The sequence below is a fragment of the Chryseobacterium capnotolerans genome (genome assembly GCF_021278965.1).
Taxonomy (GTDB): domain Bacteria; phylum Bacteroidota; class Bacteroidia; order Flavobacteriales; family Weeksellaceae; genus Chryseobacterium; species Chryseobacterium capnotolerans.
On sequence record NZ_CP065589.1, the window covers coordinates 2,292,666 to 2,317,592 of the forward strand.

At 36.4% G+C, this 24,927-nt stretch carries 17 protein-coding genes and 2 pseudogenes; 1 reads left to right on the forward strand and 18 read right to left on the reverse strand.

From position 1 onward, the window contains the following. Positions 1-8: 8 nt before the first annotated feature. The 18 genes and pseudogenes from H5J24_RS10950 to H5J24_RS11030 all read right to left on the reverse strand — a co-directional run bounded on the left by H5J24_RS10950 (position 9) and on the right by H5J24_RS11030 (position 22,393). Positions 9-1,423 (reverse strand): annotated as a pseudogene (locus tag H5J24_RS10950) (efflux transporter outer membrane subunit). A 75-nt stretch (positions 1,424-1,498) separates the two neighbouring features. Continuing rightward, complete coding sequence (locus H5J24_RS10955) at positions 1,499-4,645, reverse strand: efflux RND transporter permease subunit (protein ID WP_068943166.1); 3,147 nt, start codon at positions 4,643-4,645, stop codon at positions 1,499-1,501. Next, on the reverse strand, positions 4,645-5,727 hold the full coding sequence (locus H5J24_RS10960) for an efflux RND transporter periplasmic adaptor subunit (RefSeq protein ID WP_429832561.1): 1,083 nt from the start codon (positions 5,725-5,727) through the stop codon (positions 4,645-4,647). Before H5J24_RS10960 ends, H5J24_RS10955 begins: the two co-directional genes overlap by 1 nt. A gap of 105 nt (positions 5,728-5,832) precedes the next feature. After that, the gene (locus tag H5J24_RS10965; protein WP_068943164.1) at positions 5,833-6,288 is read right to left on the reverse strand and encodes a transcriptional regulator; all 456 of its coding nucleotides are present in this window, start codon (positions 6,286-6,288) and stop codon (positions 5,833-5,835) included. 116 nt (positions 6,289-6,404) lie between these two features. Continuing rightward, positions 6,405-6,918 (reverse strand): annotated as a pseudogene (locus H5J24_RS10970) (N-acetyltransferase family protein). A 302-nt stretch (positions 6,919-7,220) separates the two neighbouring features. Continuing rightward, positions 7,221-7,448, reverse strand: coding sequence for a DUF2007 domain-containing protein (locus H5J24_RS10975; protein WP_068943162.1), 228 nt, complete (start codon positions 7,446-7,448; stop codon positions 7,221-7,223). Positions 7,449-7,509: 61 nt separating this feature from the next. Further along, entirely contained in the window at positions 7,510-8,835 is a 1,326-nt protein-coding gene (gene lat / locus H5J24_RS10980; RefSeq protein WP_068943161.1) for an L-lysine 6-transaminase, read from the reverse strand. A gap of 114 nt (positions 8,836-8,949) precedes the next feature. Beyond that, positions 8,950-10,500, reverse strand: a complete 1,551-nt coding sequence (amaB, locus tag H5J24_RS10985) for an L-piperidine-6-carboxylate dehydrogenase (protein WP_068943160.1) — start codon at positions 10,498-10,500, stop codon at positions 8,950-8,952. A gap of 463 nt (positions 10,501-10,963) precedes the next feature. Continuing rightward, positions 10,964-11,152 (reverse strand): type II toxin-antitoxin system antitoxin, encoded by a 189-nt coding sequence (locus tag H5J24_RS10990; RefSeq protein ID WP_068943158.1) that lies wholly within the window; start codon positions 11,150-11,152, stop codon positions 10,964-10,966. Between the two features lie 84 nt (positions 11,153-11,236). After that, on the reverse strand, positions 11,237-12,103 hold the full coding sequence (locus H5J24_RS10995) for an SPFH domain-containing protein (RefSeq protein WP_068943157.1): 867 nt from the start codon (positions 12,101-12,103) through the stop codon (positions 11,237-11,239). Between the two features lie 392 nt (positions 12,104-12,495). Beyond that, positions 12,496-15,771, reverse strand: coding sequence for a cytochrome c biogenesis protein CcsA (locus H5J24_RS11000; RefSeq protein ID WP_068943156.1), 3,276 nt, complete (start codon positions 15,769-15,771; stop codon positions 12,496-12,498). Positions 15,772-16,058: 287 nt separating this feature from the next. Then, positions 16,059-16,259 carry a cyclic nucleotide-binding domain-containing protein gene (locus H5J24_RS25940; protein ID WP_346729974.1) on the reverse strand — a complete coding sequence of 67 codons (201 nt, stop codon included), beginning with the start codon at positions 16,257-16,259 and terminating at the stop codon, positions 16,059-16,061. Then, complete coding sequence (locus H5J24_RS11005; RefSeq protein WP_346729975.1) at positions 16,256-16,639, reverse strand: Crp/Fnr family transcriptional regulator; 384 nt, start codon at positions 16,637-16,639, stop codon at positions 16,256-16,258. Before H5J24_RS11005 ends, H5J24_RS25940 begins: the two co-directional genes overlap by 4 nt. 69 nt (positions 16,640-16,708) lie before the next feature. Next, complete coding sequence (locus H5J24_RS11010) at positions 16,709-17,269, reverse strand: cysteine hydrolase family protein (RefSeq protein ID WP_068945080.1); 561 nt, start codon at positions 17,267-17,269, stop codon at positions 16,709-16,711. 206 nt (positions 17,270-17,475) lie between these two features. After that, the gene (locus H5J24_RS11015) at positions 17,476-17,976 is read right to left on the reverse strand and encodes a hypothetical protein (protein WP_068943154.1); all 501 of its coding nucleotides are present in this window, start codon (positions 17,974-17,976) and stop codon (positions 17,476-17,478) included. A 31-nt stretch (positions 17,977-18,007) separates the two neighbouring features. Beyond that, positions 18,008-20,875 carry a DUF8202 domain-containing protein gene (locus tag H5J24_RS11020; protein WP_141395682.1) on the reverse strand — a complete coding sequence of 956 codons (2,868 nt, stop codon included), beginning with the start codon at positions 20,873-20,875 and terminating at the stop codon, positions 18,008-18,010. Between the two features lie 758 nt (positions 20,876-21,633). Beyond that, the gene (locus tag H5J24_RS11025; protein ID WP_167386995.1) at positions 21,634-21,774 is read right to left on the reverse strand and encodes a hypothetical protein; all 141 of its coding nucleotides are present in this window, start codon (positions 21,772-21,774) and stop codon (positions 21,634-21,636) included. A 388-nt stretch (positions 21,775-22,162) separates the two neighbouring features. Further along, the gene (locus H5J24_RS11030) at positions 22,163-22,393 is read right to left on the reverse strand and encodes a hypothetical protein (RefSeq protein WP_228407700.1); all 231 of its coding nucleotides are present in this window, start codon (positions 22,391-22,393) and stop codon (positions 22,163-22,165) included. Here H5J24_RS11030 and H5J24_RS11035 point away from each other — a divergent pair. Continuing rightward, a complete protein-coding gene (locus H5J24_RS11035; RefSeq protein WP_429832688.1) occupies positions 22,338-24,875 on the forward strand; it encodes an FtsK/SpoIIIE family DNA translocase in 2,538 nt (845 codons plus the stop codon). The two genes, H5J24_RS11030 and H5J24_RS11035, sit on opposite strands and share 56 nt — an antisense overlap. The last annotated feature ends 52 nt before the right edge of the window (positions 24,876-24,927 follow it).

Genomic DNA, 24,927 nt, shown 5'->3' on the forward strand with positions numbered 1-24,927 from the left:
AAACCGTATTATTTCCAGCCTCCACCAAGAGCCTGATACAGTTCAACGGCGGCTTTCATTTTGTTATATCTCGCATTAGAAATATTAAGTTCCGCGTTCAATGAGTTTACACTGGCATTCAACACTTCAAGATAATTGGCCATACCGTAATTGACCAATTCCTGAGAATAATCTACTGATTTTTTGTAGGCATCCAGTTCTTTTTGCTTTAAGTCTATAAAAGAATCCTGAACAGAAAACACTCTGATCGCATCAGAAACTTCTTTTCCTGCTGTAAGAACTGTTTTTCTGAAGTTCAGATAGGCTGTCTCCTGATTGGCAAGACTCACATCATAGTTCGTCTTAATAGTTCTTTTATTAAGAATAGGCTGGGCCAATCCTGCTACCACATTTGCGAATAATGAATTCACATTGAACAGGTGATCAATATCAACAGACTGAAGTCCTCCCGTTCCTGTAAGCTTTAAAGTAGGATAAAACTGTGCTTTTGCAGCATTGGTCAGCTCAAAAGCATTCATTAAATTGTATTCTGCTCTCATGACATCCGGACGGTTAGCCAATAATTGAGCCGGGTAACCCAACTTAAGATCAATTGGAAGATTCTGACCTTCCAATGTAGATCTTTCAATAGTATGTGATGGCTCTCCCATTAAAAGACTCATGGTGTTTTCCAATAATTGAATCTGTGTATCGATATCAATCAATAAAGATTTTGCATTGAAAACAAGGGCTTCACTCTGCTGTACGGCTACTTCTGTAAGGGTTCCGGAAGCTTTCAGTGCTTTTGTTGTTTCCAGGTTCTTCTCACGAATTGCATGGTTTCTGTAATGATCTTCTTCTGAGCATCAAATGTTAACAGCTGATAATATGCAGAAGCAATAGAAGAAACTAGACTACTTTTTACTGCTTTATGAGCTGCAACAGTTCCTAAATAAGCCGCTAATTGTGCTTTTTCCTGTGCTTTCATTTTCCCCCATATATCTGCTTCCCAACCTAAACTTGCAGTAATGTCAAACTGATTAACATAACGTCTTTCTCCAATGATCTGCCCAAACTGAGTATTGATAGACTGGGTCTGGAAAGTGTAATTAGGTCCTACCGAAAGGGTTGGTGCATAAGCCGCCTTACTTTGTTTAAGGTAAGCTTCTGCAGAAGTGATACTCTGTAAAGCAATTCTGATATCCAGATTATTATCTAAAGCCTTTGAAATATGTCCTTGAAGCAAGGGATCTGTAAAGATTTCCTTCCAGGAAACATTGGCAACAGTAGTACTGTCTGAAGGAAGCATATCTGTACGGAAAAGCTTTTCGTCAACAACGTTCTTCGGCCTTTCGTATTCCTTTCTGGCCATACAGGACGTGATGGCTCCCAGCATAATCGCTGAGAAAGTGATTCCTTTTATGATGTTTATTAAACTTTTCATTATTTGAAATTTAAAAGTTTAAGGTTTCTGGATTTCAGTATTAACTTTAACTCTAAAACCTTAAACTAAATTAATTTACTCTGCTAAATTGATATCTTCTTTTTTAATAGGCTTAATTTTTTCCTGTAGGGTTTCAAAAATCACATACAATACCGGAATTACAAAAAGCCCTAAAATAGTACCTATCAACAATCCTATGGCTGCTCCTGTTGCAATGGATCTGTTCCCTACAGCTCCAATTCCACTTGCTAACACCAATGGTAATAAACCGAAGATAAAGGCAAATGAAGTCATCAGAATCGGCCTTACTCTCGCTTTCGCTGCATTGATGGCAGACATTACAATGGTTTCACCATGATGCCTTCTCTGGACTGCAAATTCGACAATAAGGATCGCATTTTTTGCTAACAATCCGACGAGCATGATCAGGGCAATCTGGAAATAAATATTATTTTCCAAGCCCATAATCTTCTGTCCGAAGTAAGCTCCCATTACCCCAAGAGGAAGAGAGATAACAACGATAAGCGGAAGAATATAACTTTCATACTGTGCGGAAAGAATAAAGTAAACAAAGACCAAACTTAAACCAAAAATAAGGAGTGTCTGAGAGCCTGAATTTAATTCTTCTCTGGTTAACCCAGTAAATTCTACTGCGTAGTTTTGATTCAGGGTTTCATGGGCTACCTGCTGTACTGCAGCAATAGCATCCCCGGAACTGTATCCCTCAGAGTTTGCTCCTGTCACTTTCACTGAAGTAAATAGGTTATAACGGCTTACAGATTGCGGTCCATATGCTTTTTTAAGGGTTACAAACTGTGAAATCGGAGACATGATACCTGAACCTGTTCTGATATAAAGCTGGTTCAGATTTTCGATGCTCTTTCTGTTTTCAGGAAGAGCCTGAACCATTACTCTGAACTGTTTTCCATACTTGGTAAAGTCGGCCGTATAAATTCCACCAATATATCCTTGCATGGTAGCCAGAATGTCATTTACAGAAACCCCAAGCTGCTTGCTCAGAGGAACGTTAATTTCCATCTGATACTGAGGATATTTTGTATTGAATGAAGTCTGTGCAAACTGAATTTCCGGTCTCTCCATCAATTTCCCAATGAATTCATTGGTTTTATTATCCAGATCAACATATTCTCCACCTGATTTATCCAGCAATACCATTTCAAAACCTGCACTACTACCAAATCCCGGTACACTTGGTGGTTGAAAGAATACTACTTTAGCATCAGGAACAGCTCCTACAATTCCAAATAATTTTTTGGTGATATCTTCAGAAGTCTGGCCGTCTTTTTTTCTTTCTTCGAATGGTTTTAGCTTAACAAAGGCAAGACCATTATTACTACCGTTTCCGGATAAGAATCCTCTACCAGTGGAAATCGTTACATTCTGTACTCCCGGAACTTTCATTGCTTTAGCCTGAAGTGTTTTCAATGCATTATAAGTTCTTTCCATAGAAGCTCCCGGAGGAAGCTGGACATCGGTAAAGATAATCCCTCTGTCTTCTGTAGGTACAAAACCTTTCTTCATGCTTCCACTTGCCCAATATAAAATACCTCCTGTAATGGCAAAGATCACTAAGGTTACCCATTTGTGTCTCAATAAGAATACAAATCCTCTTCCGTAACGATCTGTTGTTGTTTTGAAGGCAATATTAAATTTATAGAAGAACTTCTGAAGGAAATTCATGTTCTGATATTCCTTGTGATGTTCAGCATGTGGCTTTAAGAATAATGAACATAAAACCGGGCTCAACGTTAATGCATTAATCGCAGAAATGATGATCGCGATAATCAGGGTAATCCCAAACTGTTGGTAGAATACTCCTGTAGGGCCCGTAATAAATGTCACAGGGATAAATACTGCTGCCATTACCAATGTAATAGAAATAATAGCTCCTGTAATCTCATCCATCGCCTCTACGGTGGCTTTTTTAGCATCTGAAATACCATGCTCCATCTTTGCATGCACAGCCTCGACGACGACAATAGCGTCATCCACAACAATACCGATCGCCAGTACCAATGCAAATAAAGTTAATAGGTTTAATGAATATCCAAATAAATTCAGGAAGAAAAATGCCCCTACAATAGATACCGGAACCGCAATGGCCGGAATCAGGGTAGATCTGAAGTCTTGAAGGAAAATATATACCACAATAAATACCAGGATAAAAGCTTCAATCAGCGTATGCACTACTTTTTCAATAGAAGCTTCTAAGAATTCGTTGGTATCAAAGTTGAAAGTATATTTAATCCCTTTAGGGAATGTACCTTCTGCAGATTTCAGATAGGTTTTGATATTTTTAATAATCTCCTGTGCATTGGAACCAGGCGTCTGGAAGATCCCCATACTTATGGAAGGATTGTTTCCGTTTTCCCCGACTCCTGTATAAGACTGACCTGCCAATTCTACTTTAGCAACGTCTTTCAGCATCAGGTTTTGGCCGTTTGCTAGAGATTTGATGATGATGTTATCATACTGTTCTTTATCGTTGAACTTACCTACATATTTGATGATATACTCAAAAGAACTTCCACTGTTCTGACCAATAGAACCCGCTGCGGCTTCTCTACTCTGCTCATTGATCGCATTGGTAACATCCGTAGGAGTTACACCATAAGCTGCCATTTTTGCAGGATCCAACCATATTCTCATGGAATAGTTTTTACCTCCGAAAACGTTGGCATCCCCTACGCCATTTACCCTTTTCAGGTTTGGAATAATATTGATATTCAGGAAGTTCTGAAGATACACATCATCTAGATCTTTATTTTCAGAATAGAAAGACATATACATTAGGGCACTGGTCTGCTGTTTCTGGGTTACAACCCCTGAACGGGTTACTTCAGATGGCAAAAGAGGTGTTGCTCTGGCAACACGGTTCTGTACATTTACCGCAGCAATATCCGGATCTATTCCTTGTTTGAAGAAGACCTGGATCTGCGCAGAACCATCATTTCCTGCAGAGGAAGTAATATAGTCCATTCCTTCCACCCCGTTGATCTGCTCTTCCAAAGGTACTACTACACTTTTCATCACCGTTTCAGCATTAGCTCCTGTATAGTTCGCAGAAACGCTTACCGTAGGTGGCGCAATATCCGGATACTGTGTAACCGGTAACGAGATCAGCCCTAGCACACCGAGAATCACAATCAAGATTGAGATTACGGTAGATAAAACCGGTCTGTTAATAAAGTTTTTTATCATTAGAATTTCGGTTTTATTGATTGAACAAGACTATCCATTTTAATTGGCTTTGGTTTCACTGCTGTTCCCGGTTTCAAACCTCCGATACCAGCTGCAACAACTCTTTCACCTTTGTTAACTCCTGATTTGATAAGCGCTAAATTGTCGATTCTGTCAATAACATTAACAACAACGTTTCTCGCAGTATCTCCTTTTTCTATTTTATATACGTACACAATGCCTTGTTGTTCGTAAGTAGCACTTTCAGGAACTACAAGAACGTTATCATAATTCTGAGGGAATCTGATGGTTCCACTGTTACCATTGCTTAATAATTTCTGGGCATTAGTAAAGGCAACTCTAAACTGGATAGTCCCTGTAGTAGGATCAATCTGACCGGTAATGGCTTCAATCCTTCCTTTTTCAGGATAAAGACTTCCATTGGCTAACTGGAGCTCAACCATGGGTAAGTTCTTGATTTTTTCAGGCATAGAAGCTCCCGGAGATTTTTCTAGGAAATCAAAATACTCTTTTTCATTCATCGCAAAGTAGGCAAAGATTTCAGAAGTATCAGAAATTGTTGTAAGAGGGGTCTGATCAGACGGCCCTACCAAACTTCCTACTTTTAACGGAAGTCTTCCTACAACTCCTGAAATCGGTGCACGAATGATTGAATATTCGATGTTCGCCTCTACTCCTTTGTAATTGGCTTCAGCCTGTCTTTTGGCAGCATGTGCCTGCTGTAATTGAGCCTGAGCCTGGGCTAACTGAGCCTGAGCCGTTTGTAGCTGTACATTACTGATAATATTTTTCTGAACCAAAGGTTTGAGTTTGTTCACTTCTACCTGGGCAGCATTTACAGATGCCTGTGCGGCGGCAATAGTAGATTCAGCAGCCCCGATTCCTGCTTTAGAAGCAGCGGCATTTTCAGTAAGAATATTGGTTTCCAAACGGAACAAAGGCTGCCCTTTGGTAACGTATTGTCCTTCGTCTACCAATACCTGGGTAATATATCCCTGTATTTTAGCACGTACATCATTGTTTACTCTACCCTGGATGGTAGCCGGAAACGTCTGATATCCTACTATATTTTTTGACTCCACAGAAACAACAGGGTACGGCTTGGCACCATCCTGTTTCGGAGCTTCTTTTTGCAGGCTGTGAGAGAAAGCGCTGCAATGGAAAGTATAACTAGCTTATTATTCATTTTATAGTTTATTAAGAGATTCCTGAATATTTTCTATGTTTTTATTTAAGAGTGCTTTGTAAACTTCTATTCTTTCGTTGTATCCATCGTCTTTACTTTTTTTAAAATTGTTTAAATCATCTAGTAGTCTTAATTCGTCCTGCATTTTCTGGACAATTTTCTCAAATCGGATCTTTTTGTATTCATCATTGATGAAAAAATACCGTTTCCGCTCATCCATCTTGTTATGATCTACGATAAGCTGAGCATTCAATAGTAATGAAATACTAGTGGAAACAGAACTTTTGCTCGCAGAGAGCACTTCAACAAACTCGTCAAAAGTAATTCCTACTTTCTCATAATCAAAAAGAAGGTAGGAATAGATTTTTGAAGCTAATGGGGGTAGGTTGAAAATGGTGCCGTAGAATTTTACGGCATCCTGAAAAATTTTTTCATCAATTTCTATACTTTGGTGCATAATATAAAAATTTGAACAAAAGTAAAAATTAGTTCAGAACCAAACGAACAAAGCTGATAGACATTATAAATACAGCGTGGTTTAAAAATTCAATGAAATTGGATTTAACTTTTTGCTTAAATTATAATCTTCTCATAAGCTTTTCTCAGTCCGTCTGCCAAAACAACTTCTCCACAATACGAATATCCTTTGCTTTCAAGAATTTTCAGCATTGCAATATTATCGTAGTTCGTATCTACCTTAATGCTCTGAATTCCATTATCTCTGGTGAAATCTTCAATATGATCGAAAAGCTTCTTTGTCATTCCCTGCCCTGCAAACTTTTCATCAATAGCAACACGGTGTACCACTACAAATTCTCCGTCACTTAACCATGCGCCTTCAATTTTACTATAGGCTGGTTCATCATTAAGGATCAAAGCAGCGTATACCGCAATTTCCCCCGTCTACTGTAAGCACATATCCGAAACCTTTCGCTATATCACTTTCTACGGTTCCAAGATTTGGATAGCCATTCTGCCACTGTGTGCTTCCATCCTGTCTTCTTCTTTCAATGGACTGTTGGATGATTCCCCAAATAATGTCTCTGTCTTCAATTTCCGATTTTCTTAGTTTGATTTCTGGATTCATGTTGTTGATTTTGATTAAAAAACATAAAGGTAAAAAGGTAAAATTCTGAACTATTTATCTCTAATTATCTTAACTAAAGCCCAATTTTTATTAACGCAAAGATTTATTTATAAGGCTTAAAATTTTGAGTAAGCAAAGGTTGCGACCTCGTCGTTGAATAAGCGAACATAGTTCTTCAAGTCATCTTTTAAACATTTAATTTTTTAATGAATTAATGATTGATTTAATTAAAAAACCGAAAATTAATTAAGAATTAATTTTCGGTTCGAAGTAGTAAAATTTAAAATTATGAAATTGTTTTATTAATTTTCACTTTGTTGAAGATAAGCATCAATAATTTCAAATGCTTTCTTCTCATCTTCCAGATCCACCATTACCTTTAGCGATGTTGCTGTAGGGGTTGTGGTAAATGTCAGATAGTTGTTTTCAACAGAGTTTGTAATTTGAGCGTCATCCAATTTAGACTTAACCAACTGAATTTCTGAAGGGTTATCACTTTCGTAAACTGATACTCTCGTACTTCTTTCCATATTCTAATTGTTTGAGTATCTAAATGTACAATGTTTTTTCGAAAATTACAAATCTTTGTTTTTAAATTTTATTAATATTATTTTCAATTTTATCTAATGCTAATTGAATTTCTTCTTTAGTAACATTCAGATGTGGTCTGAAACGTAAAGACTGATCTCCACATGGAAGAATAATCAATCCATCATTGAATAATTCAGTCATCATTTTGTTTCTGTCTGCTCCGGAAGGAAGATCAATGGCACACATTAGTCCTCTTCCTCTTGCATTGGAAATCTTTGAAGGATATTTGTCAGCCATGGCTTTTAAGCTTTCTAATAGGAAATCTCCTACCACTCTTGCATTTTCAACAAGATTCTCTTTTTCAATAACTTCCATTACCAGTTGGAAGCGAAGCATATCAATAAAGTTTCCTCCGAATGTAGAGTTAATTCTTGAACTTTCTCTGAAAACGTTATTAGGAATTTCGTCAAATTTTTCTTTGTTGGCTAATACCCCGCAAACCTGAGCTTTTTTACCAAAAGAAATGATATCCGGCTTCGCTGTAAAATGCTGGAAAGCCCACATTTTTCCTGTAATGGCAATACCTGTCTGAACTTCGTCAAATATGAGTAAGATTTCATTGTCATCACAGATTTTTCTTAAGCCTAACAAGAATTCATCTCTGAAATGGTTGTCACCACCTTCTGCCTGAATAGGCTCAATGATGATACAAGCTACCTTATTAGGATTCATCAGGATAGCTTCTTCAATCTGAACTAAAGCTAATTGCTCATTCTTAATTGTTTCTGCCAGATTCTCCTCTGTAATCGGGAATGATAATTTCGGATTTAAGATTCTTGGCCAGTTAAACATTGGAAAATATTGGTATTTCCTAGGATCTGAAGTGTTTGTTAAACTTAAAGTATACCCACTTCTTCCGTGGAAAGCCTGTTTGAAATGAATACAGATTCCAGCTTCAGTATCAAGACCTTTTTCAAAGTTTTTACGTGTTTTCCAGTCGAAGCAAGCCTTCAATGCATTTTCAACCCCCAAAGTTCCCCCTTCGATAAAGAAAGCATATTGTAATTCTTCAGGAATTACTACTCTTTCGAATACTTCTAAAAAGTGAGCATATTCTTCTGAATAAACGTCTGCCAATGTTGGTTTGTTGACAGCCATTCTTCCCAACCATTCTGATCTTTCTACAAGATACGGGTGGTTGTACCCAATGGAAGCTGATGCAAACATAGAGAACATATCCAGGTACTCTCTGTCTGTAAGTTTATCATAAAGCCATGATCCATGTGATTTTTCAATATCCATCACGAAATCGAAACCATCTGCCAACACATGTTTTCCAACTGTTTCTTTAACTTTATTTGCTTGTATATCTAATGTGTGTTCCATAATAAATTGTTGTGTGATTTAATAAGTGAATGATGAAACGATCAAAAGGCTGAGCATGTAATCATTCAGGTTATTAAGTTTTTTATAGTTTTTTGGCTGCTTTAAGTAAAGCTTTTATAAATCAAATTTAATTCCCTGTGCTAAAGGAAGATGTGTGGTGTAATTTATAGTATTGGTTTGTCTTCTCATATAATATTTCCAGGCATCTGATCCTGACTCTCTTCCACCTCCGGTTTCTTTTTCACCTCCGAAAGCTCCTCCGATCTCAGCACCTGAAGTACCAATATTAACGTTCGCAATACCACAATCTGAACCTGCATGAGAAAGGAATAATTCTGCTTCTCTTAGGTTTTGTGTCATGATCGCAGAAGATAATCCCTGTGGAACATCATTCTGAATAGCGATAGCCTCTTCTAATGTTTTGTATTTGATTAAGTATAGAATTGGTGCAAAAGTTTCATGCTGAACAATCTCATAAGAGTTCTTTACTTCAGCAACGCAAGGCTTCACATAGCATCCGGATTCGTAATCTTTTCCAGATAAAACGCCACCTTCAACAACAAATTTCCCACCTTCTTTTTTACATTTTTTGATAGATTCCTGATATTGATTTACAGCATCAACGTCAATAAGTGGTCCTACATGGTTGGTCTCATCCAATGGATTTCCAATCTTCAACTGCCCGTAAGCTTTTACCAATCTTGTTTTTACTTCATCATATACATCTTCATGGATAATCAGTCTTCTTGTAGAAGTACATCTTTGCCCTGCAGTTCCTACCGCTCCGAATACCGCTCCAATGATAGACATGTTAAGATCTGCTTCTTTAGTAATGATGATCGCATTATTACCCCCTAATTCAAGGATAGATTTTCCGAATCTTTCTGCTACTTTAGAAGAAACCATTCTTCCTACTCTTGTAGAACCTGTGAAAGATACTAAAGCTACTCTCTTGTCATCTACCAACTTTTGTCCAATCTCATGGTCAGCAACCAATACACTTGAAATTCCTTCTGAAAGATTGTTTTCTTTCAAAACTTCATTCATAATATTCTGACATGCAATCGCACAAAGCGGAGTTTTTTCTGATGGCTTCCAGATGGTAACGTTACCACAGATCCAAGCTAAAGCCGTATTCCAAGACCATACTGCTACCGGGAAGTTGAATGCAGTGATGATTCCCACCACCCCAAGCGGATGATATTGTTCGTACATTCTGTGACCAGGTCTTTCCGAATGCATTGTATATCCCTGAAGCTGTCTTGAAAGTCCTACGGCAAAATCGCAGATATCAATCATTTCCTGTACTTCTCCAAGCCCTTCCTGCAAAGATTTACCCATTTCATAAGAAACAAGTTTTCCAAGATCATCTTTATATTCTCTTAACTTTAAACCAAGCTGCCTTACAATCTCTCCTCTCTTAGGAGCTGGGATCAGCCTGAATTCCTGAAATGCCTTTTGAGCCGTTTCAATTACTTTGTCATAATCACTTTCTCCGGAAGTCTTTACTTTAGCAATTAATTTCCCGTCTGCAGGAGATACGCTTTCAATCGTTTTTCCTGAAGCGAAATATTTACCGCCCACTGAAGTCCCTTTATTCTCTTCTTTAATACCAAGGTTTTTGAGTGTTTTTTCGATTCCGAAATCCTTTACTTTTTTTGACATAAAATCTTACTTTTCGTTCTCTCTAAAGATAAAAATATTATGCGAACCTCAAAACTTTAATTTTTTAATATGTTATTTATTTGGACTAATTATAAACATGCTTATCTTTGTAGGGTAATCTTTTTGACAGTCACCAATGGAAAATTCACAAGAAAATAACTCAAAGTTTAAAAAGTGGTTCAAGCGTGTGGGATGGGCAGGGTTTGCTTTCTTTACCATTAAAGGCTTGATTTGGCTCGTAATATTCTACTTTGGAGCAGATTCGCTTCAAAGTTGTATGAAATAAAAAAGCAGAGAAAATTTTCTCTGCTTTCTTTTTAAGGTTAGGGTTAATTAAATGTTTTTTTGATAAACAAAGCGTCTTAAAATAACGAATTTTTCATCTATTAAACCTGTTTACACTCTTTTATTGACTTGAAAATGGTTTGAAAAAGTCTTTTCGTTCGCCATTTTCATCTACCAGCTACTCTTTTTTCTTTCTTCCTGAGTTAACAAGGCTCTGATGAAGCAAATATTCAATCTGACCATTTACACTTCTGAATTCATCGTTGGCCCATTTCTCGAGGAGTTTATAAGTAGACTCATCTATCCTTAAGACAAAGGATTTTTTGCCTTTGTTTTCCGAAGTGTTCTGAGCTTTTTCTGATTTCATTTATTCTTGTTTTTGATGCAAGATGCATTGGATTATATTCCAGATTTACAACTCTGATAAACCTGAAATTATTGATTATTTTGATTAATTATACAGCGTTCCTGCATTCAGTATCGGGGTTGCCGCTTTTTCACCGCAAAGTACCACCATCAGGTTACTTACCATCGCTGCTTTTCTTTCATCATCAAGTTCAACGATATTCTCTTCTGAAAGTTTTTTCAGCGCAAGATCTACCATTCCTACTGCTCCTTCCACGATTTTTGTTCTTGCTGCTACAATAGCTGTAGCCTGCTGTCTCTGAAGCATTGCACCGGCAATTTCAGAAGCATACGCTAAATGGGAAATTCTTGCTTCCTGAATTACGATTCCTGCTTTTGAAAGACGGTCTGTAAGTTCCTGCTCCAAAATAGAATTGATTTTGTCTCCGCCTTCCCTCAATGTAATCGGAGCATGATCGTCTTCCAAATTATCGTAAGGGAAACTCATCGCCAAATGACGTACAGCTGCTTCACTCTGCATTCTTACAAAATCTGAATAACGCTCAACATCAAAAGCTGCTTTATAAGTATCTCCTACTTTCCATACCATTACTACTGCAATTTCGATAGGATTTCCCATCTTATCATTCACCTTCAAAGTTTGTCCCTGTAAGTTTTCTGAACGCAATGACATTTTCTGAGATGAGTATAATGGATTGATAAAGAATAACCCGTTATCTTTTACGGTTCCAACATACTTTCCGAAGAAATTCAATACTCTTGAATGATTAGGCTGAATAATCATTAACCCTTTTAAGAAAAAGAAAGCAAGCAACAAGCACAACATTGAAATAACAACGAATGTAGCACTTTGATCTACTCCTGAAATAAAAAAGTAAGCAGCAGCAACAAAGAGTATCAGACAGATGACTAATGTAAGATAACCTGACATAGGTTTTAATGTTTTTTCCATGATTGAATTTTTAATTTGATATTATTTTGATATCATAAAGATAGCAGTAATTTTTGGATTCTGAATGATAAATTTTGTTTTTTTGATGAAAATAAGATTTGCTATTTATGGTATGCGCTTGAAATCTACGCCTGCAATTACGAGTTGAATTCTTAATTAAACCACAGATGGCACAGATTTTCACAGATGCTTATACTCTATTTTTTATTTTTTAAATTATATTGCATTCTTTTTTTATCAGAATCTGTGGTTAAAATTTCAGATATTGAAATACGGCTACAGTTCTAATTATTCATAATTCATCTCGAAGAAAACTCTGTATTTTATTTCTTATTACACAAAAAAATCCCGGAAAATGAATTCCGGGATTTTGAGTTGTATGTTCTAAAAGATTATTTCTTTGTTAAAGCTTTAAACTTGAAATAAGATACAGCAGCTAAAGTAATCATTGTAGCGATTCCGATGTATACCCAAGCTGGTACTGGTACCGGATCTCCTGCTGCGTAGGAGTGAAGCCCGCTCAGGTAATAGTTTACCCCAAAATAGGTCATTACCATTGAACAGAAAGCAAACATAGTTGCTACATGGAATGCCCATCTGCTTCTTAATCCAGGGACTAATCTCATGTGTAATACAAAAGCGTATACCATGATGGAAATGAAAGCCCAGGTTTCTTTCGGGTCCCAGCTCCAATATCTACCCCAAGATTCATTCGCCCAGATCCCTCCAAGGAAGTTTCCTACTGTCAAGGCAAAAAGACCTACCGTTAATGACATTTCAGAAACAATTACCAATTCTTTCAATGTGGTATCGTGGTGAATTTTGTATGTTTCTTTGCTCGAAATAATATAGAATACTAAAGATAGTACAGCAATAATCATCGACAGGGCGAAGAAGCCATAACTAGATGTAATGATCGCTACGTGAACAATCAGCCAGTAAGATTTCAATACTGGTACAAGTGGTGTGATCTGCGGATCAAGTGCTGAACCTCCGTGTGCAAATCCCATCATGATAACCGCTACCATGAAACCTGAAGCAGGAATCAAAGCGTTTGAATTTCTATATAATGCAAATCCAGCGGAAATACCTACCCATGAGATAAAGATGATCGCTTCATATCCGTTACTCCAAGGCGCATGTCCTGAAATATACCATCTTGCAACAAGACCCAGGAAGTGGAATACATATCCTATAGATCCAATACCAATGATTACTTTAATAGCTTTGTTTAAAGCTTTCTTAGGCTTGAATAGCTCAATAAAACCTAGAATTAAAAGAAGTCCTCCAATAATGGTATAGAAAATCAATAATTTGAAGTTGATATTCACATTGTTCATGAATACTTCAAGATCTACTTTAGACTGATCTGGAATTACGGCTTTCCCCCATTTTTTCTGATAGTCTGAAAGCTTTACCAATTCAGTATCTGCTTTGCTCCAGTTTCCGGATCTCTGTGCCCCGATTACTTCTGAAAAATAAGGTCCCATTACCTGCTGAGACTCCATGTCCGGTTCAAATTTCTGATCCAGCCAAGAGTGCCAAGTGTGGTTTGCATCATTTTTCACAGGAACAATTCTCAAGAACTGACCACTGAAAAATTCATTGAAAATCTGAACTCTTTCATTAAGTTTAATTACCTGCTTGTCGTATTCAGACTGGTCTCCTGGTTTTTTGGCAAAAGCTGTGTTATAGTCTTTTTCCAGAATATAAGTTAACATTCCTGTTCTCTTATCTACCGGGAATAAATTTAGTAAAGAAGTATACCCCTCTTCATTGGCTTTTGTTTTTTCAAGAAGTGCTTTTCCTCCTTTTTCATCAACTTTGATTAAAGGAACTGATGTCCAGCTTTCTGTATCTGTATTGATTGAAAGGAACCATTGGTTAGCATCCAGTGATTTTCCGTCTGTCCCTTTAAAGCTGTCATGCTTGTAAAGTTTTCTTAAAACTTCCAAAGCCTGTGTATTCATTGGAATAATTCGTCCTTCAAAGTTCTGAACCAAAAGGTAACCGAATTTCTCTGCGTGTTCTTTGCTGATTTTATTTCTCGAAATAATTTCATCCGCTGAAATGGTTCTCATTTTCCCCATTGGAGAGGCTAATGAGTTTTGTCTCATCTCACTATCCTGAGATGTTTGAGCTTGAGGAGCCGGTGCTGCGTGTGTATGCCCGTCACCTTCTACATGTACATGGTCTCTGCTTCCGTCAGTAGTTCCATGGGTTTCAATTTTCTGAGCGTTTAACCCTAAGCTTAAGAACAATAAAAGTACTGCTGCAGCTTTCTTTTTATTAACGTCTTTCAGCATCTTATTTAATTTCCAGAAGTGTGTTCCTTTCCAGAAGAAGATCACAAACATTCCTAAGAATAAAAGACCGTATCCGATATAAGAAATTAAAGTTCCCCAGTAATCATGGTTTACAGATAATACAGTTCCCATTCTGTCCGGATCAAAACTTGACTGGAAGAAACGGTAACCTTTATAGTTTAGAACGTGGTTCATATAGATTTTATAAGGGGTTTCTTTTCCTTCATCAACAATTTTCACGTGACTTTCATAAGCACTCGGAGAGCTGCTACCAGGATAGGTTTCCATCACGAAATCATCTAATTTCAATGCGAAAGGAGTATTGTATACTTTTGGTCCGAATCCAACCATAATGTTTAACCCGTCCATCGTAATTTGCTTGTAAGCATTTGGATTTCCTTTTTCAACGGAAAGATCAACCAATTGTTTTGTTTTTGGCCCTTGCAATTCAATCTGAAGCATATCCGGAACAGCAGCATCTTTCTTTCTGTCCCCTTCAATAGCCATCAGTTTCCCTTTTTTAAGGCCTTCAGGTACTACAAGCTTTAGCTCATTGATGCTGTATAAACTTCTCAATGCTAAAGGCTGGAATTCATCTTTTACAGTATTTCCGGTAGCCTGTGTTGCCATGGTCATGTAACTTGCGTCTACTGGAGTCTTGATGAATAATTTCCCCCCTTCGTTTTTGAATTCAACAGCTCCATCAATAGCTCTGTTGAAAGTTACCAAAGTTCCGTTAATGGATTTTGTATCTCCTGCTTTGATATAAATATTCTGTCTTCCTGTTGTTCCTGTTGAAACTAAGTGAAGGTATTCAGTTCCGTTAGGATCAGCCAGTAAACTGTCTTTTTTTCTCTGAATATATTCTTTTGCAAAGATCTTTACTTCTTTTCCGTGGAAATCGTAAGTAGCATTAAGATCTTTGTGAAGTGGAGACATCAGGTAAGGAATATCCTGGTAGTTTAGCACATCTCCTTTTTCCTCGATCTGGATTTTAAGGAAGTTTTTATCCGTTACGATTTCATTGGATGTTTCCCCTTCTCTGATGTGCATGGTCCCTTCAAAACTGATGTATCTTGTGATGGCACCACCAATAAAAATGAATACAAAGGCAAGGTGAAAAACCAAAACGGGCCATTTATCCTTTTTCCACAGTCTGTATCTTCCGATATTCCCTATGAAGTTAACGATAAGCAGCACCATAATGAGTTCAAACCATTTCGCCTCATAAATTAATGCTTTTGCTGTAGGAGTTCCGTAGTCGTTTTCTAAGAACGTTGCATAGGCCATTGCGAATGCATAAACCAGTAACAATACAGCCATTGTCCTGGTTGAGATAATAATATCTTGGAGCTTCTTCATGTTGATATGTACTTGACATGCAAAAATAAGGATGATAAACCATAAAGAGCTGAAAAAAAGCTGTTTTTTGTCATTTTGAGCCTTGCTAGCCTTATTTTGAACTATTCTTAATAATATTGAAGCTATTATGAAAAAATCAATTTCTAACACCGAAGAAATAAGGATTTATAATACCTATACCAGAGATTGAAAACTTCTATTTCAGAGTAATACTTTTTATTTCAGATAGAAAAATATGTTCAAATATTACCACCAGCTTTCACCTAAAAAAACAATCAGTTACTCATTTATTTTTCAAGAGATATTCTTTTCCTGATCTTGCTTAAAAACTCATGGGTAATTCCAAGATAGGATGCCACCTGTTGCTGGGTAAGCTTCTGCTCAAGACCAGGATATTTATCAAGAAATTCAAGATACCGTTTATCTGCCGTTTTTCCTGTTAAAGAAAGAATTCTTCTCTGCAATGCCACTGATGACCGCTGATTCATGATCCTGAAAAGCTTTTCAATTTGCGGCATGGTTTCATAAAGCGCGTCCTTATCTTTTTTGAAATCATCAGTACTTCACTCTCCATAAGGGCTTCAATATTCAGAATACTTGGGACATCATTCAGTAAGCTGTCTATATCCGTGATCCACCACCCTTCTATTGCAAAATAGAGAGTCTGTTCAAATCCGTTTTCATTAAGATAATAGACTTTGAAACATCCATTCAGTACAAAGCCTTCAAAAAGACAATATTCTCCCTCTTTCAGAACTGTTTCTTTCTTTTTAAAACTTTTTAATTGAAAAGGTCCGGAAAATTGACTGAATTCCTCTTCAGAAAGATCAATATAATGACTGATATTGTCATAAAGCTGTTTGAACATAATATGATTTAACAAAAATAAAGATACCCATATTCCTGATATCTTTATTCATTAATAAGTTGGTGAACTTTATTTTCCTTTTAAGAAATCCTCTGTATTGATGACATTCGCATAAAGATCACCCAGTGCAGATATTCCTGCGAGGAAAGACTGTTGAACTTCTGAGGCTTTTATGGTCTGCCCGTTAAGTTCCCGATCTCTTGTTGCTGTAGCATCTCCAATAATCGTGTTCTTGAAACCAAAATCAAAAGCGGCTCTTGTCGTAGATTCTACACAAACATCTGTCATCATTCCTGTAATAACAAGGTTTTTAATGTTTTTTGATTGCAGATATTTTAAAAGATCTGTTTCCCTGAAACTGTTAGGAAAATGTTTTTCAATGATCATCTCATTAGCTAAAGGAGAAACCAAAGGATGTATTTCTGCTCCTGAAGTTCCTGGCAAAAAGAAAGAAGCTCCCTCATTGGTTGAAATATGACGGATATGAAATACAGGAAGATTATTTTTCCTGAAATACCCCAAAACCTGCTGAGCATTTCTACCTGCCTGTTCAGCTCCTTCTAATATCATTTTTCCTCCGGGAAAGTAATCATTTTGTACGTCGATAATTAATAATGCAGTATTTTCCATTTTTCTTTTTTGTTGTGCGTTCGTTGATATCAGCGATAGTAAAACCAGACATAAAATTAGTGTCCTTTTCAGTATATTTCTCATTGATTATATTTTATGGAGCAAAATTACCACATCCTAAATACCTATCCTTTGAACTAGTTCAAAAAAACGTGTAAAGATTGAAAAATAAAAAACCGAAGAATATTCCTTCGGCCTTACATTTTTTATTTCCAATAACTCCATTTCAATCCATCAAATACAGCCATCGTTTTACTCACCGTATCATAACAGATCATTCCCGGATATGGACTTTTGACAACGGTATGAGGGACAGCTACTTTAGGTAAAATAAGCGCCTTTGTTGAGGATTCCAATACCAAAACTCCCGGAGCAGTCGTAGTACTCGCCCCCATGATAATTCTATTTTGTCCTGGAATTTCTTCATTGGTATTAAAAACGGCACTCGTAATAGAACCTTCATCACTTAAAAACACCCAGGAAGATTCCACATTCATTTTTATTGTTTTATCATTTTTATCCATTACAAGAGTTCCCGCAACAGCATTGGCAGGAAGCGTTTCTACAATGGGTAATAAAATACCTTTTGTTGTATTAGCAGCAAAATCCAAAAGACCATCTCCATCTACCTGAGGTTTCTCAATGGCAATCTGTGCTGAGATCATCCCTGTATAAAACAGCATTATTATTAGAATATTTTTTTTCATTTTGTTTTTTTTTTAATCATTATTGAAAATCCTAGTCATTACAAGATCTGGTAATACATTTCCATACAGTACCATTGTACAATTTAAAGCACTTGTCTGCAGTATCATAGATCAGCATTCCTTCCACCGGTACTGCTATATTTGCTGAAGTAGTTCTCGTAATTACCATTCCTTTGTTTTTAGATTCAAGAGCAATAAATCCGTTAGGAATATTTCCAGGCCATCCGTTTTGAATACTCGATTGTCCAGTGATTCCTATTTTAGTAAATCCTGTAGGCGTTCCTGTTGCTGGATCTTTGGTACAATGACTATTATTATCACCCATTGCAAATGTGAAATACTCACCTTTAACAGAAAAATCTATATTATTGGGTGTACGCACATAGCTTATCCCACCTACTGTTGTTACACTCATTGGGATCCAGGTATCTGAAGAATCAAAAACTTCATCTACAGACCTTACCATATATATAGTATTAGCAGGTACTGCATTCGGAAGTGCTACCGTTACATTTTGATTAAATTCAGAAGTACGCTGTACTTTCCAAATCGCATTCATTCTTTTACTTGCAATAATCCCTGACGGAGCTGTAATTCTTGTTTCGTAAGATCTGCTTTGTCCATTATCTCCCCAGGTTAAAAATTGCAAATTGTCAATATTTGTACTGTTTGCAATATTATCATTCGTTATAAAGTCTCCCGCGGAAATAACAACCTGTTGACCACTGTTTACAGAATTAGCTTGTTTCTGGTTCAATGCAGAGGCAATATCTCTTCCTATCCCTGCCACATTATTGTGATAAGCAGAATTGACTGTAGCACCATTCCATATGGCCATTCCATCACTTCTTCTGTAATCATACAGCCCATTAGTGTCTTTAAGCGTAATTCCGTATTTAATAGCAAGATAAGTATTCACTTTTTCCAGATCAGTGCCAATGAGTTTTTTTGAGTACCCAAAATTCTCTGAAATATCTCCTCTCCATGGCTCAACATTCCCATTCGGATTTTGATTTCCCACTGTATAAAAACCATTCCCAAGGCCACTGGCATTTGCATTACCGTTTGCCCAATACCCATTTACTTCAAAAGAAGACCTTTGCTGGAAAGCAAAATGTATCGTTGCTATCTGTATGGTGTTGACATTGGGTTGCAAAGCAGGGTCGTTTGTATTTCCTGCATTATTAAAATATCCGTTATTCCAGAAAGTCCATTTTCTGTCAAGAGTTAAATTACTGCCATTATCTTTCATATCCCACACAGTCTGCCAATTACCATCTATTACTTTAGGCCTGGCTACGGCATAAAAAGAACCCTGGGTTTGTCCGGCTACATAAGGGGTAGGCAAAACATTTTGATTTCTGAATAATATACTGTAATTAGAAACCTGAGAAAATCCCACTGAAGGATTAAAGTTACGTTGAGGAGCTGCAGTGTTAGAGAGTACCGGAGTCGGATGAGATTGCGACTGGACCAAAGGCACTCCTTTCAATGAAGAATCATCCCATCGAGAACCGGAGAATCCCTGATCTGCTTTGTACCAAAACTCTAAATTTTCACTAACACCACCAGGAGAAGCTTCTGCCATTGCAAACGTGAAATACTCACCTTTAACAGAAAAATCTATATTATTGGGTGTACGCACATAGCTTATCCCACCTACTGTTGTTACACTCATTGGGATCCAGGTATCTGAAGAATCAAAAACTTCATCTACAGACCTTACCATATATATAGTATTAGCAGGTACTGCATTCGGAAGTGCTACCGTTACATGTTGGTTAAATTCAGAAGTACGCTGTACTTTCCAAATCGCATTCATTCTTTTACTTGCAATAATACCTGAAGGAGCCGTAATTCTTGTTCCGTAAGATCTGCTTTGTCCATTATCACCCCAGGTTAGAAACTGTAAATTAGGAATACTTCCCCCATTAGCAGCATTGTCATTTGTTACAAAATCATTTACTGAAATAACTACCTGCTGACCATCGTTTACAGAATTAGCTTGTTTTTGGTGCAATGCAGAAGCATTATCTCTTCCTATCCCTGCCACATTATTGTGATAAGCAGAATTGACTGTAGCACCATTCCATATGGCCATTCCATCACTTCTTCTGTAATCATACAGTCCATTAGTGTCTTTAAGCGTAATTCCATATTTAATAGCAAGATAAGTATTCACTTTTTCCAGATCAGTGCCAATGAGTTTTTTTGAGTACCCAAAATTCTCTGAAATATCTCCTCTCCATGGCTCAACATTCCCATTCGGATTTTGATTTCCCACTGTATAAAAACCATTCCCAAGGCCATTGGCACTTGCATTACCATTTGTCCAATACCCATTTACTTCAAAAGAAGACCTTTGCTGGAAAGCAAAGTGTATCGTTGCTATCTGTATGGTGTTGACATTGGGTTGCAACGCAGGATCATTTGTATTTCCTGCATTATTAAAATATCCGTTATTCCAGAAAGTCCATTTTCTGTCAAGAGTTAAATTACTTCCATTATCTTTCATATCCCACACAGTCTGCCAATTACCATCTATTACTTTAGGCCTGGCTACGGCATAAAAAGAGCCCTGGGTTTGCCCGGCTACATAAGGAGTAGGCAAAACATTTTGATTTCTGAATAATATGCTGTAATTAGAAACCTGGGAAAATCCCACTGAAGGATTAAAGTTACGTTGAGGAGCTGCAGTGTTAGAGAGTACCGGAGTCGGATGAGATTGCGACTGGACTAAAGGTATTCCTTTCAATGAAGAATCATCCCATCGAGAACCGGAGAACCCCTGATCTGCTTTGTACCAAAATTCAAGGTTTTGGCTAACACCACCTGGAGCTACCTGTCCCCAAGCAACAATATTTAATAGCATTGGGGCTAAAAAAAATAGCTTTTTCATTTGTTGGTTTTTTTTTCAATTGTTGTGTTTATTTTGATAATTATTTTATGAATAAGTAGGGATTGGAACATAAAGTCAATAAAATACCTGTGTACTCCATTAAGCAGTACAATTAATCACAAAAAATACAGGTAAATATAAAGTCTGTTAAGACCTAATCCTTTTGTTTTAGTTTTTAATCTTGGTAAATTATATTGAATTTAATCAGTATATACAGGCACGTAGTGCTGGCAATAACAAGGCATTTGTTATCCATATTTGTTTATCTTTTCTCATTTGTGTTAAATTGTGTTTTTTACTAATGATAAATATTTCACTTCATATGTTAAAAATTAAAATATGATCAATAGCCATTAATCTTACTACTGAATTTAAGAGTTCAGTAATTATTAATATTGACAGCAAAGATATATCTTGTTTTTTAATAAAACAATGGTTATTTATTAAAAATATTAAATAATTACCATATTACACCAGAAAACAATACTAATTCACTAAAAAATGACAAGAAAATATTAAATATAATTTTTCATTATTTTGCAAATAATTTACTTATCATAGCTAATACTGATTCAAATTTAAATCAATTTAAGAATAAAAATTAATAATTTTTACCATTAAAAAAATAGTAAAAAAACAATAAATTGCTCACGTTGGTATCAGAACGTCAAAAAAGATAATTGTTTTTATCAATATTGTGGCATAAAAAAAAATACTGAAAGTCTATTTTTCAGCATTCCTATTCATTTAAACATTATCTATTTCCAATAGCTCCATTTTAATCCATCAAATACAGCCATTGTTTTGCTTACTGTATCATAGCAAATTACTCCTGAATATGGACTTTTGATATTGATATAAGGATTTGCCACTCTTGATATCATCCGAATATTGTCCATAACATACAATTATCAAACAAGACGCAAAGAGCATTACTTTTACCATTGATCTAGTTTTAATGTTTGTATCTGTTTTTTCAAATCAGCAAATCGGGTAACAAGTTTCCAATTTGCTAAGAAGTAAGGAAAATGTAAATTGATAAAAAATAAATTGAAACTGTTACTATTTCTTTAGATATGATAACTTTTTTTCAATTTAAAATAAAAACCTGACTGAAATAATTAATATTTTTTTGTAAATTATAAATTCAAATCTGATGTTATTCTAGAAATATTATAAAGAAATACTGATCAATTAATATAATTTAACAGCACTGTATTTGGATTAACTATAAAAATAACCTTACTTTTATTTCAACCAATATTTCTAGCACAAAATATTTTCAAATCAACTTAAAACAATCGCAGTAAAAAGTGGTATTACAAAATGTTTTTTGAAGAAAAAAGATTCTTTTTCATATTGAAAAAACATTAAATTTGCCTCATTGATATTTATGGATAAAAAGACACAAAAAAAACCGACTGAATCGCCTGAAAAAGGCAGAATTTTATCTAAGCCACGTATATTTTTCGGGCTTACTTTTATACTGTTCTCTGCTGTTCTCGCTCTATCGTTCATTTCTTATTTAATGAACTGGAAGGCAGACCAAAGCCAGGCAGGAACCATGCTGGACAAAAGTATAAAATCTTCAAACATTTTTGGCAAAGCCGGAGATTGGTTTGGCAACATTTTCATATTTGAAAGCATTGGTATCGCCTCATTTATTATAGCATTTTTATTTCTGGTTGTTGGAACCCTGATCCTTAAAAAGAAGATATTCAAACCATGGAAAACAATTGGCCATTCTCTGTTTTTCATTTGCTGGCTTCCAATTTTTATGGGAGCACTTACAAAAGGACAAGGAGTTCTGGGTGGTGTTTACGGATATCAGATCATGGATTACTTACATGCCATTATCGGATCTGTAGGATTATGGACCGTATTGGCTGCCAGTATCCTGTTATATTTCATTCTTGAATTCAATCTTCGTCCAAGCTCTATCAAAGCAAAGCTGACTAAGATCAATGAAAATACCATTGGAAAAGTAAAATCTATGATGCCTGATTCTGATGAAGACTTTGAGGCTGATGAAGATTTAAAAGAAGAAATTGAGGAAACAGAAATTAAAGAAGAAGTTACCCCTCATGTTACAGTAAGTGATGCTACGCCTCCTACTTCCAACGGCACCATCAACAAATTTAAAGAACCGGAACCGGTAAATATTCCAAAAGGGTTTCCCGAAGTTCCGGCAACAAGTGCTATTGAAACCATTACAACTCCTAATCATACCTCATTTGACAATGAACCACAGGAGATTTCTCAACCTGTAAGCTTAAACCTTTCTTCAAAACCAGCAGTTCCTGTTTCAAGTCCGGAGGAAGCATTTGATATCAGACCTTCTGTTCCTGTGACTGCCCCTGCTCCTGTAGTTCCTGTAACTCCAACGCCTGCACAGGAGAACATTAAATTTAATGTAGAAGTAGCTCCAGTAATTGATGTTTTGGATGATTCTGATAAAAAATCTCAGGAGCTTATAGAAAAGCATGGTTTATATGATCACAAATTGGATCTGGCTAACTTCCAGATGCCGCCTGTTGAGCTATTAAAAGATTATGGAAGCGAAGAAATTTCCATCAACAAAGAAGAATTAGAAGAAAATAAAAATAAGATCGTTGGACTTCTGAAAAATTTCAATGTAGGAATTGCAGAGATCAAAGCAACCATCGGTCCTACAGTTACTTTATATGAGATTGTACCGGAAGCAGGAATCCGTGTTGCAGCGATTAAAAAACTGCAGGATGATATTGCATTGAACCTTTCCGCTTTAGGAATCAGAATTATTGCTCCGATGCCAGGAAAGGGAACAATCGGTATTGAAGTCCCTAGAAAAAATCCTACAATGGTTTCTATGCGTTCAGTGATTGCCTCTCATAAATTCCAAAATACGGATATGGATCTTCCGGTGGTTTTCGGAAAAACCATTTCCAACGAGATCTTTATGGCGGACCTTTCCAAAATGCCTCACTTATTGATGGCGGGAGCAACAGGACAAGGTAAATCTGTAGGGATCAATGCAATCCTTACTTCCCTACTCTACAAGAAGCATCCAAGTGAACTAAAATTCGTCATGGTAGACCCTAAAAAAGTGGAACTTTCTTTATATTCAAAAATTGAAAGACATTATTTAGCCAAGTTACCGGATGCTGAAGAAGCCATCATCACTGATACCAATAAAGTAATCAATACCCTGAACTCTCTGTGTATTGAGATGGATACAAGATATGATCTTCTTAAAAATGCATTCTGTAAAAACCTGAAAGAATACAACAAAAAGTTTGCAGAAAGAAAATTAAATCCTGAAAATGGCCACCGTTTCCTTCCTTATATTGTGTTGGTGGTAGATGAGTTTGCAGACTTAATCATGACAGCTGGAAAAGAGGTTGAATTACCGATCGCCCGTTTGGCACAGCTGGCAAGAGCCGTGGGAATTCACCTTATCGTAGCTACACAGAGACCCTCTGTAAATGTAATTACAGGGATGATTAAAGCCAACTTCCCTGCAAGAGCTGCCTTTAGAGTAATTTCAAGTGTAGATTCAAGAACAATTCTTGACTCTCCTGGGGCAGATCAGCTGATTGGTAAAGGAGATATGCTTTATTTCAATGGAAATGAAATATTAAGACTTCAGTGTGCATTTGTAGATACTCCAGAAGTGGAAAGACTTGCAGAATTCATTGGAGAACAAAAAGGATATTCATCAGCTTTCCTTTTACCGGAATATGTTTCAGAAGACGCGAATAGTTCTGCTGCCGGTTCTTTTGATCCTAATGAAAAAGATGCATTATTTGAAGATGCAGCAAGAATTATTGTTTCTACTCAACAAGGATCTACATCTATGCTTCAAAGACAATTGAAACTTGGATACAACAGAGCTGGAAGAATCATGGACCAGCTAGAAGCAAGCGGTATTGTAGGTGGATTCAACGGAGCTAAAGCAAGAGAAGTTTTGATTAGTGACCTTCATTCTTTGGAACAGTTTCTTGAAGATTTAAGAAGCTAATCCATCCTAAAAATAGTAATTCAAAAAATCAATTTCGGGCATATTTGTTTAA

Coding starts and splice junctions, on each gene's coding strand:
- H5J24_RS10955 (WP_068943166.1), bottom strand. CDS start 4,645: ATGATAAAAAACTTTATTAACAGACCGGTTTTATCTACCGTAATCTCA.
- H5J24_RS10965 (WP_068943164.1), bottom strand. CDS start 6,288: ATGCACCAAAGTATAGAAATTGATGAAAAAATTTTTCAGGATGCCGTA.
- H5J24_RS10975 (WP_068943162.1), bottom strand. CDS start 7,448: ATGGAAAGAAGTACGAGAGTATCAGTTTACGAAAGTGATAACCCTTCA.
- lat (WP_068943161.1), bottom strand. CDS start 8,835: ATGGAACACACATTAGATATACAAGCAAATAAAGTTAAAGAAACAGTT.
- amaB (WP_068943160.1), bottom strand. CDS start 10,500: ATGTCAAAAAAAGTAAAGGATTTCGGAATCGAAAAAACACTCAAAAAC.
- H5J24_RS10990 (WP_068943158.1), bottom strand. CDS start 11,152: ATGAAATCAGAAAAAGCTCAGAACACTTCGGAAAACAAAGGCAAAAAA.
- H5J24_RS10995 (WP_068943157.1), bottom strand. CDS start 12,103: ATGGAAAAAACATTAAAACCTATGTCAGGTTATCTTACATTAGTCATC.
- H5J24_RS11000 (WP_068943156.1), bottom strand. CDS start 15,771: ATGAAGAAGCTCCAAGATATTATTATCTCAACCAGGACAATGGCTGTA.
- H5J24_RS25940 (WP_346729974.1), bottom strand. CDS start 16,259: ATGAATCAGCGGTCATCAGTGGCATTGCAGAGAAGAATTCTTTCTTTA.
- H5J24_RS11005 (WP_346729975.1), bottom strand. CDS start 16,639: ATGTTCAAACAGCTTTATGACAATATCAGTCATTATATTGATCTTTCT.
- H5J24_RS11010 (WP_068945080.1), bottom strand. CDS start 17,269: ATGGAAAATACTGCATTATTAATTATCGACGTACAAAATGATTACTTT.
- H5J24_RS11015 (WP_068943154.1), bottom strand. CDS start 17,976: ATGAAAAAAAATATTCTAATAATAATGCTGTTTTATACAGGGATGATC.
- H5J24_RS11020 (WP_141395682.1), bottom strand. CDS start 20,875: ATGAAAAAGCTATTTTTTTTAGCCCCAATGCTATTAAATATTGTTGCT.
- H5J24_RS11025 (WP_167386995.1), bottom strand. CDS start 21,774: ATGGACAATATTCGGATGATATCAAGAGTGGCAAATCCTTATATCAAT.
- H5J24_RS11030 (WP_228407700.1), bottom strand. CDS start 22,393: ATGAACGATAGAGCGAGAACAGCAGAGAACAGTATAAAAGTAAGCCCG.